11 protein-coding genes are annotated in these 12,079 nt (G+C 59.2%); 9 read left to right on the top strand and 2 right to left on the bottom strand.

Annotated elements, in window-relative coordinates:
- The first annotated feature begins 707 nt into the window (after positions 1–707).
- From trhP to ACYQ1A_RS14210, 3 genes are all read left to right on the top strand, one after another.
- Positions 708–2,051 (top strand): prephenate-dependent tRNA uridine(34) hydroxylase TrhP, encoded by a 1,344-nt coding sequence (gene trhP / locus ACYQ1A_RS14220; RefSeq protein WP_499363031.1) that lies wholly within the window; start codon positions 708–710, stop codon positions 2,049–2,051.
- A gap of 145 nt (positions 2,052–2,196) precedes the next feature.
- Positions 2,197–2,913: a hypothetical protein gene (locus ACYQ1A_RS14215; protein WP_062223561.1), complete on the top strand. Its 717-nt coding sequence runs from the start codon at positions 2,197–2,199 to the stop codon at positions 2,911–2,913.
- A 128-nt stretch (positions 2,914–3,041) separates the two neighbouring features.
- Positions 3,042–4,031, top strand: coding sequence for a Gfo/Idh/MocA family protein (locus ACYQ1A_RS14210; RefSeq protein ID WP_499362998.1), 990 nt, complete (start codon positions 3,042–3,044; stop codon positions 4,029–4,031).
- Here the strand turns inward: ACYQ1A_RS14210 and ACYQ1A_RS14205 are convergent.
- Positions 4,028–4,639: a TetR/AcrR family transcriptional regulator gene (locus ACYQ1A_RS14205; RefSeq protein WP_499362996.1), complete on the bottom strand. Its 612-nt coding sequence runs from the start codon at positions 4,637–4,639 to the stop codon at positions 4,028–4,030. The genes ACYQ1A_RS14210 and ACYQ1A_RS14205 overlap by 4 nt on opposite strands.
- Before the next feature lie 191 nt (positions 4,640–4,830).
- On the opposite strand from ACYQ1A_RS14205, the gene ACYQ1A_RS14200 reads away from it, so the two are divergent.
- On the top strand, positions 4,831–5,622 hold the full coding sequence (locus ACYQ1A_RS14200) for an SDR family NAD(P)-dependent oxidoreductase (RefSeq protein WP_499362994.1): 792 nt from the start codon (positions 4,831–4,833) through the stop codon (positions 5,620–5,622).
- A 78-nt stretch (positions 5,623–5,700) separates the two neighbouring features.
- On the opposite strand, the gene ACYQ1A_RS14195 is transcribed toward ACYQ1A_RS14200, so the two are convergent.
- Entirely contained in the window at positions 5,701–7,314 is a 1,614-nt protein-coding gene (locus ACYQ1A_RS14195) for a methyl-accepting chemotaxis protein (RefSeq protein ID WP_499362992.1), read from the bottom strand.
- A gap of 390 nt (positions 7,315–7,704) precedes the next feature.
- On the opposite strand from ACYQ1A_RS14195, the gene ACYQ1A_RS14190 reads away from it, so the two are divergent.
- The 5 genes from ACYQ1A_RS14190 (at position 7,705) to ACYQ1A_RS14170 (ending at position 12,011) form a co-directional block, all read left to right on the top strand.
- Positions 7,705–8,328: a CDP-alcohol phosphatidyltransferase family protein gene (locus tag ACYQ1A_RS14190; RefSeq protein ID WP_499362991.1), complete on the top strand. Its 624-nt coding sequence runs from the start codon at positions 7,705–7,707 to the stop codon at positions 8,326–8,328.
- 209 nt (positions 8,329–8,537) lie between these two features.
- Entirely contained in the window at positions 8,538–8,774 is a 237-nt protein-coding gene (locus ACYQ1A_RS14185) for an FmdB family zinc ribbon protein (RefSeq protein ID WP_499362989.1), read from the top strand.
- 92 nt (positions 8,775–8,866) lie between these two features.
- Complete coding sequence (locus tag ACYQ1A_RS14180; RefSeq protein WP_499362987.1) at positions 8,867–9,547, top strand: DUF502 domain-containing protein; 681 nt, start codon at positions 8,867–8,869, stop codon at positions 9,545–9,547.
- Between the two features lie 66 nt (positions 9,548–9,613).
- Positions 9,614–11,404 (top strand): aspartate--tRNA ligase, encoded by a 1,791-nt coding sequence (gene aspS, locus ACYQ1A_RS14175; RefSeq protein WP_499362985.1) that lies wholly within the window; start codon positions 9,614–9,616, stop codon positions 11,402–11,404.
- Positions 11,405–11,531: 127 nt separating this feature from the next.
- Positions 11,532–12,011, top strand: coding sequence for a hypothetical protein (locus ACYQ1A_RS14170; protein ID WP_499362984.1), 480 nt, complete (start codon positions 11,532–11,534; stop codon positions 12,009–12,011).
- Positions 12,012–12,079: the final 68 nt, after the last annotated feature.

Below are 12,079 nucleotides of genomic sequence, written 5' to 3'. Positions count from 1 at the left end.
ACAGTACGTTCGTTCTATATTCGGCGCGGCTTGCAGCCCGATTTTGTTATCCACGCCCAAGCATGCACAAGCATGTGCACGGGCTGTGGACAAGCCCATCAGAGCGCTGATCCGATAGCGTTTTTTTGCGCCGCCTGTTTTTTGATCCGCAGGCCATTAGCGGGCGATATGGGCCTGTTTTGCGGGTATTTCCGGCGGCTGGCTGCCTGGCCCGCCGTCGGCCTGGGGAAAACTGACGCTTATCCACCCCGGCGACCGCACAAGGGTGTGCGCGGCCTGTGGATACGCCAGCTAACTGCCTGAAGCGTCAGGCTTAATCGCAGCTGCCTAAATATTGGGCATTCGCCGCGGCTTTCTCACAGGCACGCCCGGTCGGGGTGTGTAGAGGCTGTGGACAAGCGGGCTAACTTACCGGCCCGCCTGGGTTTTTTTGTGCTGCCTGTTTTTTAGGCGGACAAGCTGGCCGGATCACGCGTGGCGAACAGCACCCATATGGCTTGGGGGTTTATCCCCGTTTATCCACCACCTTCTTGCAACAAGTCTGTGCGAGGCTTGTGGATAGCCCGGGTAAAGCCTTGTTTGCATAAGGGTTTTAGACACTGCCTAAAACACGGGCAGCGTAAAAGCGGATATAATCGCGGCCATTACACCTTCGCCCCGCAGCGCCACCGAGCGGGGCTTTGCTTTTGCTGGATACCGCCATGACCCTGAAAGCCCCTGAGCTATTGCTCCCCGCCGGCACGCTGGACAAGATGCGCGCCGCCTATGACTACGGCGCTGACGCCGTTTACGCTGGCCAGCCGCGTTACAGCCTGCGTGCGCGCAACAACGAATTCAAGCTGGAACAACTGCAACAAGGCATCGAAGAAGCGCACGCCCGCGGCAAAAAGCTGTTTGTGGCGTCCAACATCCTGCCGCACAACGCCAAGATCAAAACCTATCTGTCGGATATGGAACCGGTTATCGAAATGAAGCCGGACGCGCTGATCATGGCCGACCCCGGCCTGATCATGATGGTGCGTGAGAAATGGCCCGAAGTGCCGGTGCATCTGTCGGTGCAGGCCAACACGGTGAACTATATGGGCGTCAAGTTCTGGCAGAAGCTGGGCCTGACCCGCATTATCCTGTCGCGCGAACTGTCGCTGGATGAAGTGGCAGAAATCCGCCAGCAATGTCCGGATATGGAAATCGAAGTGTTTGTTCACGGCGCGCTGTGCATTGCGTATTCGGGCCGCTGCTTGCTGTCGGGCTACTTTAACCACCGCGATCCCAACCAGGGCACCTGTACCAACGCCTGCCGCTGGGATTACAAGGTGCATGAAACCAAAGATGATGACGCCGGCGACGTGCAAGTCATCAAGTTTGATTTCAACAAGGCGCTGGAAGAAGCCAACCAGGCGTTCTCGGCCTGTGGCGACGTGCCGCGCCATCCGGAAGCCGACAAGGTTTATCTGATTGAAGAGGGCAACCGCCCCGGCGAAATGATGCCGATCATGGAAGATGAACACGGCACCTACATCATGAACTCCAAAGATTTGCGCGCCGTGCAGCACGTCGAGCGCTTGGCGCAGATCGGGGTGGATTCGCTCAAGGTGGAAGGTCGTACCAAGTCGATGTATTACGTGGCACGCACCGCGCAGGTGTATCGCCAGGCAATCGATGATGCAGTGGCGGGGCGGCCGTTTAACCCGTCGCTGCTGGCTGATCTGGATGGCCTGGCTAACCGCGGCTATACCGATGGCTTTTTGCAACGCCATCAAAGCCAGGAAACGCAGAACTACATCAAGGGCCACTCCGAATCCAGGCGCAGCCAGTTTGTCGGCGAAGTGGCCAGCATTCGTGACGGTTGGGCCGATATCGAAGTCAAAAACCATTTTGAAGTGGGCGACCAGCTGGAAATCATTCATCCCAGCGGCAACCAGATCATCGATCTGACCTCGATGCGCGGCAAAGAAGGCGAGCCGGTGAAAGTGGCGGCAGGCAATGGCGTGAAAGTGTCGATTCCGCTGGACGCGCGCTTTGAGAAGGCCTTGATTGCACGTTTGATGTAATCGACCCTGGCATTACCCCGAACCCGGCCCTGCGCCGGGTTTTTTATGGCCGCGAGTTACAGCCCGCGCCACAGCCTTGCCCGCGGCGGTGACTGCATCGCGCGGGCGCTTTACACTTTGTGTCTGGGCCCCTCGGAGACACATCATGACAAACAGAGCCCGCGACCCGCACGGCGCCGGTATCCAGAATGCAGAATGGTTTCGCCTGACTTATGGCAACAATGCCAGCGCGCAATGCGAAGTCTGTGGCGATGAGCTGGTGCTGCGCGTCGCGCATCCGCCGCATACGGTGACGCACTTTGCACATAAATCCGGCAGCCAATGCAGTTCGATTGAAAGCGCGCGCCGACATTTTCTGGACATTCCCCCCTCAGCCAAAGACCCGCAAAACGGCCGCCGCGTGCGCGAACATTTGCTGGCTAACCTGTACCCCATTTATCTGAAGGCGTTTTCGATTTCAGGGCGCAAGCTGGCATGGGGTGATTTCCAGCGCGCGATTATCGATGCGCAACAACGCGGCCTGTTTGATTACGCCGGGCTGCCGGTGCATTACTTGCCGTATTTGCTGCTATGCATTTATCCGCAGAAATTTCACGACAAAACCACTTACGACACGCGCGATGCTTATTTTGTGTTGCAGAGCGGCCTGAAGCATTTTGACGATCTGTGGAACAAGCCGGATCAGGTGGCGCAAACCTTGTGGAAGGTGTCGCATATCGAGCGCCACGCCACGCGCGATCCCCAAGGCCCGGGTGAGCTGTTTACCGAGCTGGAGGCCATCGCCATCGACGACGCGCCGTTCTATATTCCGCCGTGGCTGGACAAGGCGCATGCCAAGCTGGCGCCGCATCTAGGGCTGTAACCTCGGCCGGCTTTGCCGGTGTTGTCGTCTATCGCACCTTTGCCCGTATCAACACCGCTGCGCGCTGGCCCCGCATCGGGATCAGCGCGTAGCCTTGCGCGGTGCCAAAAACAAGAAAGGGGTCTGCAATGAACCGTCCCGTACGACTGGGGTTGATCGGCTGTGGCGTGGCTGCGCGTGAGCTGCATTGGCCCGCCTTGCAACATTGCACTGACGACATCCAGTTGGTGGCCGTGTGCAATCGCACCGCGCAAAAAGCGCAGCACTTTGCCGCGATGGCGGGGGGCGTCGATTGGTACACCGATATGGCTGATTTGCTGGCGCGGCCCGATATCGATGCGGTCGACATTGTATTGCCTGCCACCGATAACCTGAGCGCGACGCGCGCTGCTTTGCAGGCGGGCAAACATATCCTGGTCGAAAAACCGCTGGCGCCCGATGCCGACCAGGCCGCCGAAATGCTGGCGCTGGCGGCGCAATATCCGCAATACGTGTGCATGGTGGCGGAAAACTTCCGCTATGCCAGCGCCTTCAGCCGCATTCAGGCCTGGCTGGTCAGCGGCCGTGCGGGTGCGGTGTATGCGCTGAACTGGAACGCCATGATGTCTATGCAGCCGGATAATCGCTATCTGGTGAGCGGATGGCGTTCCGGCCATGAATTCCCCGGCGGCTTGTTGCTGGACGCGGGCGTGCATTACGTGGCCGTGGCGCGCGATCTGCTCGGTGATATCGTGCGCGCCACCCTCAGCCCGACGCAGACCAATCCGCAACTGGGGCGGTTTGATGGCGGCGCGCTGACGCTGCAAAGCGCGGCCGGCGCGACGGCGCAAATCAATCTGTATTTTTCTTCGCACACGCACCAGCAATGGCAGTTGACCGTGCTGGCGGAAAACGGCGCGGCTACCTATGACGGCCGCACGCTGGTGCTGCAAGACCCGAGCGGCCAAACGCGCTGGGAACGTGACGATGACGATGGCTATATGGCGGAATTCCGCGCCTTTGCTCACGCCATTCGCATCCAGCGCGCGCCGCGCAGCGACTTTGACCAGGCATGGCGCGATATGCAGATTCTGACCAGCACGCTGGCGCAGCCGCAGCGCTGGATTGATTTTGCTTAAGCCGTGGCGGTGGGCGCACTCGGGCTGGCCGCCGCGAGGGCATTGATTTGCTGGCGGACGGTGGCGAGGATTTCATCCGACAAGCCGTGCGCGCCCCCCATCGCCCGCGCCATTGCCAGCGCGCCGACCAGCGCGCTCTGAATCAACATGCCTTGCGCGCGGCGCTGCTCTGGCGTCCATGCGCTGGGCAGCAGGTTTTGCAGCATCTCGAGATTGGTCTCGACTTGCGCCGCATAGGTCGCCCGCGTCGATGCACCGCAGCGGCCGACATCTGCCGCCAGCGCCGTCACTGCACAGCCTGTGGCGGGACCATCGCGATGCTCGGCATTCAGGTACACCGCTAATAAATCATCCAGCGTCACCTCAGGCTGAGCTGCCAGCGTTTGCCGCAGCGCGGTACCGCCATCGTGCAACGCCGCCGTTACCGCCTCATCCACCAGCGCTTCCCGTGATTCAAAGTGTTTGTAAAAGCCGCCGTGGGTGAGGCCGGCTTCTTTCATCAAATCGGCCACGCTCAAGCCATCCAGCCCCAGTTCACGAAACCGGGCTGCGGCCGTTTGCACGATGCGTGCGTGCGTGGCTGCTTTATCTGCGCGTGATGTGCCCATGGCGTGGCGGGTCCTTGTTCGGCTGGGGAATGCGGCGAAGTATCCGCTCGTCTGCTCGCCCCTGTCAAATTCTGGATTGTGTTTGACATCCTGATTGCCGGTGGTTAATTTGCTCGACAGATGACGGTCATCATCCAGATTGACCGCAAGGCACAAGCACAACAGCAACGCCTCACAACAGGAGCAACACCATGGCTGCACATCAAGGCACTGCCCTTATTACCGGCGCCTCCACCGGCATCGGCGCCACCTACGCACAACGTCTGGCCCAGCGCGGTTACGATCTGATCCTCGTGGCGCGCAACGAAGCAAAACTGCAAAGCCTGGCGCGGCAACTGGCCAGCGAAAGCGGCGTTAACGTCCGCATCGTGGTGGCAGATCTGACCCAACGCGCGGATACCGCCAAAGTGGAACAGCTGCTCGCCACCGATCCTGCCATCAGCCTGCTGGTAAACAACGCCGGCACGGCCACGCTGGAACCGCTCAAATCGGCCGATGTGGACAAGCTTGAGGCCGAAATCGTGCTGAATATCACCGCACCGACGCGTTTGTCGCATGCGGTGCTGCCTGGCCTGCTGGCGCGCGGCCATGGCGCAATTATCAATATCGCGTCGGTGATGTCGCAAATGGTGCAGCCGGGCAATACGGTCTATGGCGGCACCAAGGCGTATCTGCTGCATTTCAGTCAGGCGCTGGCCAAAGAAGTGGAGGGCAGCGGTGTGCATATCCAGGCGGTGTTGCCGGGCGCGACGCGCACGGAAATCTGGAGCAAGGGCACCACGCCGCTGGACGCGTTGCCGCCGGAAATCGTGATGGAGGTGGAGGATCTGGTTGATGCCGCGCTGGTCGGGCTGGACCAGAAAGAAGGCGTCACCATTCCGTCCTTGCCCGACGCGGGTGACTGGCAGCGCTTGGTGGATGCCCGCAATGCGCTGCAACCCAATCTGTCGCGCAACAAGCCCGCAGCGCGCTATACCGCTTGATGGCCTGAGGCAAAAAAAAACACCGCCCGGATGATCCGTGGCGGTGTTTTTGTTGGCGCTTGCAATGCGGAGGCGGTGTTACACGCGATAGCGTTCCACTTCGCGTTGCATTTCACCGGCCAGCATATGCAGTTGTTGCGCTGAACCGGCCGTGGTGCGCGCCGAGGCGCTGTTTTCTTCCGACATTTGCGCAATGCGTTCCACCAGTTGCGCAATATTGTTGCTGGCCGCGCTTTGCTCACTGATGGCGGTGCTGATGTCATCAACGCGATCCGCCATATCGGTAGCGCCATGGCGGATATCGACAATCGCGGCGCCCGCGCCCCGCGCCTGGTTAACCCCGTCTTCCATCTGGTTAACCACGGCTTGCATGCTGGTCACGGCGCGCACCGCGCCTTCCTGGATGGAGCCGACCGTGGCCGAGATTTCCTGGGTGGATGAGGAGGTCCGCTCAGCCAGTTTGCGCACTTCATCCGCCACCACCGCAAAGCCGCGGCCTTGTTCACCGGCGCGTGCGGCTTCGATGGCGGCGTTCAGCGCCAGCAAGTTGGTCTGATCGGCGATCTCCTTGATCACCTTGACCACGGCATTGATCTGCGCGCTCATGTTCTGCAGATCAGAAATCTGGCTGGCCGCCGAACGCACGGTGTCGGCAATGCCTTCGATCTTGTTGACGGTGGATTCGATCACTTGCGAGCCGGTTTGCGCCAGCTTGCCGGATTCGCGCGACAGGGTATTGGCTTCGTTGGCGCGATCGGACACATGGTTGATGCTGACCGTCACTTCTTCGACGGTGGCGGCCATGCTGCTGGCGGCTTCGCTGGTATTGCCCGCGTTCTGCGACATCTCGGCGGCGGCGCGCGACATATCCGTCGCAGCGGCGGATACCTGGCGGATTTGCGCGCTAACGCCGCGGAAGCTGTTTTGCAGGTTTTCCAGCAACAGATTGAACGATTTAACCGTGGTGCCGATTTCATCGTTGCGGCCCACCGGCGCACGCAAGGTAAAGTCGAGATTGCGACCCACATCGCTAACCACTTTCTGCATGGCATTCAACGGCTTGCGGATGGCGGTAACGGTGATGCTGCCAAAGATGATCAGCGCCACGCTGGCCAGCAAGGCAATCCCGATAAAGATCAGGCGCGATTGCTGCTGCTCGCGCACCATCTCGTCGCGGCTGACTTTGGCCATCTTGACGTTGTAATCGCGCAATGCGGTCAAGGCTTTTTCAGTGCTGGAGGCCAGATCGACGCCCTGGCCATTGGCCAGCATGACTGCGGTGGCCATATCGCCCTGGTCGGTGGCTTTCATCACCTTGTCCAGCAGCGCGTGCAAGGCGGTCAGCTGGCTGGCAAAGCTCTCGTAGTTGGCCTTGTCGGTGGCGTCGAGATAGGTGGCGGAGTACTTCTTGCCCGACTCTTCCAGCTGTTGGCGTAGCAGGGCCACCTGCTTGATGCCGGCGGTGCGGGCATCCGGGTTTTGTTCCAGCAGCAATCGTTCAACGACGATCTGCTCGACCTTGTAATCGTTGTTGAGCGCGCTTGCGACCACAATGCCGTCAACGTTGTTGTCCATCAAATCATCAAGGCTGGCCGCTTCGCGCTGAAACTGCACGATGCCTACCGCCGAGATGACCGCCAGCGCGGCAATAGCGGCGACGATCATCGCCACCAGACGTTGTCCGATACTCATGCAAAGCTCCCTTCGAGTTCCATTTACTTACGGCTTGGTTGCCGCGTTTTTGCGAGTGGTATCGCTTATCCGTGTCCGGCCTGATGTTTTTTTGTAGTGCCGCAGCCGGGGTTTCAATATAAGCCAGTTCTGTTGTAGCGCCGGCTGCCATCGAACAGATGGCAGGGCGGCCATGACGCAAATGCAACATATCAGTACATGGCCGACATCAAACCCTGATGTCCTCCCGCTGCCGCGGTCTCTGTCATGGTGTGTAATGGCAGCAGCAAAATCCAGGCGGGCATTACCTTACAGGCTCGCCGCATCGTGAAGCAGGCTCGCCAGACTGACAAGCCTGGGTTTAACCTTAGCGCGGCGGGCACACAGACGGCCCGACTCAGGAGCATGGCAGTGGAAAAACAATACAAACATTTTTCGATGATTCGCACGTTTCATCTGGCGGACTGGATTACCCTGGCCAACGCGCTCTGCGGCGTCGGCGCGGTGTTCTCGGTGATGACCTGGCTACAACAAGGCGTGGTGGCGCATCTGCTGATTGCCTGCGCCTTGCTGCCGCTGGCGTTGGTATTTGATATTGCCGACGGCCATGTCGCTCGCTTCCGCCATGCCCAATCCGCATTGGGTCGCGAGCTGGATTCATTGGCCGACGTGATCTCGTTTGGCGTTGCCCCTGCTGCCATCGCCTACGGCATGGGCATGGACGGCTTTTGGGATCGTATCGCCCTGGGCTACTTTGTCGCTTGCGGGGTTAGCCGCCTGGCGCGTTACAACGTCACCGCCGAAACGCTCAAAGGCGACAGCGGCAAGGTCAAATACTACGAAGGCACGCCCATCCCCACCTCGCTGGTGCTGGTACTGGTAATGGCTATCGCCGCGTGGCAACACGCCATCGGCCCCATGCTCTGGTTGGGCAGCATCGAAATCGGCCCGGGCTTTTTGCACCCGCTGGTGCTGATGTTTGCCTTGTCCGGCTCGCTGATGATCAGCCGCACCTTGCATATTCCCAAGCCGTAAGCCCGCACGGGTAAACCTTGTGGCGGGGTGTGGCCGGGCATCCCGTCCGGCCCATCCGCTCGCGCCCCACCGGGCGCTGTAACCCTGGTGCAAACCCGGCGCGCTGCGGGCATCGGGTGGGCGCTCCGGTCTATCCGCTTGAATTTGCTGCGAATGCACAGCATCTCATCCCACTGTTATAATCAACGCCTTTCGTGTGGGAGACCTCCATGCCTATTTACGCTTATCGCTGCGCCGCCTGTGGCCATCAGAACGACCATATGCAGAAGATGGCAGACCCGGTGCTGACGGAATGCCCGGTATGCCACGCCGATGCGTATCAAAAACAAGTGACGGCCGCAGGCTTTCAGTTGAAAGGCACCGGTTGGTATGTCACTGATTTCAAAGGCGGCAGTGGCGGCACTACGACGGCTGCGCCGTCCACCCCCAGCAGCGCCGAAGCCTAGTGCGCACACGGCTTGGGGTTGCCACGGCTGACGCTGTGGCGGTCGGTTTACCCATCCCTTTACCAAAGCTGGCAAGAGGTTAGAGCCGTTACATGGCGAGTATGAAGAAATATCTGTTAACGGGTTTGCTGGTCTGGGTGCCGCTGGGTATCACGCTGTGGGTACTGCAATTGATCATAGGCACCATGGATCAGCTGGGCGCTTTTGTGCCCACACCGTGGCGGCCGGATTACTGGTTGTTGCGTTTTGTTTCGCCCTACGCGCCGTTTCTGAACGACGCGCACCATATCCCGGGCTTTGGGGTGGTGCTGACGGTGTTTGTGGTGTTGTTTACCGGCATGGTGGCGACCAATGTGCTGGGCCGCCGTTTGTTGCGCCTGGGCGAACATGTGCTCAACCGCATTCCGATCGTGCGTTCGATTTATTCGAGCGTTAAACAAGTGTCCGATACCGTGTTCAGTGATTCGGGCCAGGCATTTCGTCAGGCCTTGCTGGTACAGTTTCCGCATCAGGGCACCTGGGCTGTGGGTTTCATGACCGGCGTGCCGGGCGGTGAAATCGCCGAAAAACTTGATGCCGAACTGGTCTCCGTGTTTGTGCCGACCACGCCGAACCCGACCTCCGGGTTTCTGTTCATGGCGCGGCGCAGTGATATTCGCGAACTCGATATGAGCGTGGACGAAGCGCTCAAATATGTCATTTCGATGGGGGTGGTGGTGCCGGCAAATCGCACCGTACCCGCTCCTCAGATTGTGTTGCCTGATACGCTTTGATGCACGCCAGGCCATACCGTCTTCTGTGAAAGTCTTTTACAAAAATCTCGAAAAGCAGGTTCATTTATGCGTACCGATTACTGTGGCTTGATTGACAAGCGTTTTCTCGGCCAGTCCGTAACCGTTAAAGGTTGGGCGCATCGTCGCCGCGACCACGGCGGTGTGATCTTTATCGACTTGCGCGACCGCGAAGGTCTGCTGCAAGTGGTGATCGATCCTGATACCCCCGAAGCCTTTGCGACCGCTGATGCCAGCCGCAATGAATTCGTGCTGGAAATTACCGGCATTGTGCGTGAGCGTCCGGCCGGTACGGCCAACAGCAAGATGGTGTCTGGCGAGATTGAATTGCTGGCCAAGACCATCACCGTGCTGAACAGCGCTGCCACCCCGCCGTTCCAGATCGACGATGAAAACCTGTCGGAAAACGTGCGTCTGCAAAACCGCGTGATCGATCTGCGCCGCCCGGTCATGCAAAAGAACCTGCGTCTGCGCTACAAGGTGGCGCTGCTGGTACGTAACTTCCTCGACAGCCGTGGCTTTATCGATATTGAAACGCCGATGCTGACGCGCTCGACGCCCGAAGGCGCGCGTGATTATCTGGTGCCCAGCCGCGTGCATGACGGCATGTTCTTTGCGTTGCCGCAATCGCCGCAGCTGTTTAAACAGCTGCTGATGGTGGCGGGCTTTGACCGTTACTACCAGATCACCAAATGCTTCCGCGACGAAGATTTGCGCGCTGATCGTCAGCCCGAATTCACCCAGATCGATATCGAGACTTCGTTCCTGGACGAAGACGAAATCATGGACATCACCGAAGACATGGCGCGCCATGTGTTTATGGAAGCCATCGGGGTAGACCTGGGCAAGTTCCCGCGTATGAAGTACGACGACGCGATGTTCTATTACGGTTCGGACAAGCCGGACATGCGCATCTCGCTCAAGTTTACCGAGCTGACCGATGTGATGAAGGACGTGACGTTCAAGGTATTCAGCGGCGCGGCCAATATGGACGGCGGCCGTGTAGTGGGCTTGCGCGTACCGAACGGTGCGGCTTTCAGCCGTTCCGAAATTGATGCCTACACCCAGTTTGTCGGTATCTACGGTGCCAAGGGTCTGGCGTATATCAAGGTCAACGACATCAGCCAGCTGAACGAAGAAGGCCTGCAATCGCCTATCGTCAAGCACCTGACGCCCGCCGCACTGCAAGCCATGGTTGAGCGCACCGGTGCGCAAAACGGCGACATCGTGTTCTTTGGCGCCGACCGCGAGAAGGTGGTGAACGAAGCCATCGGCGCGCTGCGTCTGAAAATTGGTCTGGAGAAGGGCGAGAAGGACGGCTACTTTGTGCGCGAATGGCGTCCGCTGTGGGTGGTGGACTTCCCGATGTTTGAATACGACGATGACGGCAAACGCTGGAACGCCTGCCACCATCCGTTTACCAGCCCGAAAGCCGAACACCTGGCGCTGCTGAAAGAGCAGCCGGGTGCGTGCCGTGCGCGTGCTTACGATATGGTGCTGAACGGTTGGGAAATCGGCGGCGGCTCCATCCGTATCCACCGCGCTGACGTGCAGTCCACCGTGTTTGAAGCGCTGGGCATCGGCGCGGAAGAAGCGCAGAACAAGTTCGGCTTCTTGCTGGACAACCTGCAATACGGCGCCCCGCCGCACGGTGGTCTGGCCTTTGGCCTGGACCGTCTGGTGACTCTGATGGCTGGTGCTGAGTCGATCCGCGACGTGATTGCCTTCCCGAAAACGCAACGTGCACAGTGTCTGCTGACTAACGCGCCGAACGCCGTGGATGACAAGCAACTGCGCGAACTGCACATCCGCTTGCGTAATCCAGCCCCCACTGCCTGACAATTAGTGTTGTAGATTACTAATTCCTGTTGCAAAAACGCCAAGATCGCGTAAGCTTTCTTGGCGTTTTTTTATAGTTTAGTCGTAGTATTTGTCAACAAACTACAAAACCAACAGGACCAGGGAGATGGATCGACTAGGCGTCAATATGGTTTACCGCTGTGGCCACAAGGCCCAGCCGGGTTTGCCCGTGCCGGATACGCACGACGCCTCGCTGATGCGGATCGCTTTTTCCTGTCCCCACTGTTTGTCCGAGCTGGCGCGGCGCTACGTGCTGGACACCCGCATTTTTGTAAACTTGCAGCAACTTTCACCCGGCATGTCAGCCTTTGTGATCGAAGTGGCCGATGCGGTAGAAGAAGTGGGCGAGATGCTGGCCGCGGTCGGTTACGGCTGTACCGGCAAATCACAAGATGAATTAACGCCCGGCATGCAGACCGTGGTGATGGGTGATCAGGTCTGGCGCAAGGAATTGTGGTTTGCCAATAACACCGATCCGCGCCACGTGGTTGCGCTGATCGCGCACGTCAAATCCGAAATGGTCTGGTTGGAGCCTTATCTGCCCATGGGCCAGGAAGCGATCGAGTACTGCACGTTTCCAGTTTGACCTGGGTGGCGTCTTGGGCCGCTGCACTCCGAATCACTGGCTTTGAAAGGTGGGTCACGACCCACCCT

This window comes from Silvimonas sp. JCM 19000 (assembly GCF_054652575.1).
The sequence above is the reverse complement of the archived record's forward strand: the minus strand, read 5'-3'. Positions and strand labels throughout refer to the sequence as shown.

What these genes read in the sequence shown, in the direction of transcription:
- ACYQ1A_RS14170 (WP_499362984.1), top strand. Translation starts at nt 11,532, where the DNA reads ATGGATCGACTAGGCGTCAATATGGTTTACCGCTGTGGCCACAAGGCC.
- ACYQ1A_RS14200 (WP_499362994.1), top strand. Translation starts at nt 4,831, where the DNA reads ATGGCTGCACATCAAGGCACTGCCCTTATTACCGGCGCCTCCACCGGC.
- ACYQ1A_RS14185 (WP_499362989.1), top strand. Translation starts at nt 8,538, where the DNA reads ATGCCTATTTACGCTTATCGCTGCGCCGCCTGTGGCCATCAGAACGAC.
- ACYQ1A_RS14205 (WP_499362996.1), bottom strand. Translation starts at nt 4,639, where the DNA reads ATGGGCACATCACGCGCAGATAAAGCAGCCACGCACGCACGCATCGTG.
- aspS (WP_499362985.1), top strand. Translation starts at nt 9,614, where the DNA reads ATGCGTACCGATTACTGTGGCTTGATTGACAAGCGTTTTCTCGGCCAG.
- ACYQ1A_RS14180 (WP_499362987.1), top strand. Translation starts at nt 8,867, where the DNA reads ATGGCGAGTATGAAGAAATATCTGTTAACGGGTTTGCTGGTCTGGGTG.
- ACYQ1A_RS14195 (WP_499362992.1), bottom strand. Translation starts at nt 7,314, where the DNA reads ATGAGTATCGGACAACGTCTGGTGGCGATGATCGTCGCCGCTATTGCC.
- ACYQ1A_RS14215 (WP_062223561.1), top strand. Translation starts at nt 2,197, where the DNA reads ATGACAAACAGAGCCCGCGACCCGCACGGCGCCGGTATCCAGAATGCA.
- ACYQ1A_RS14210 (WP_499362998.1), top strand. Translation starts at nt 3,042, where the DNA reads ATGAACCGTCCCGTACGACTGGGGTTGATCGGCTGTGGCGTGGCTGCG.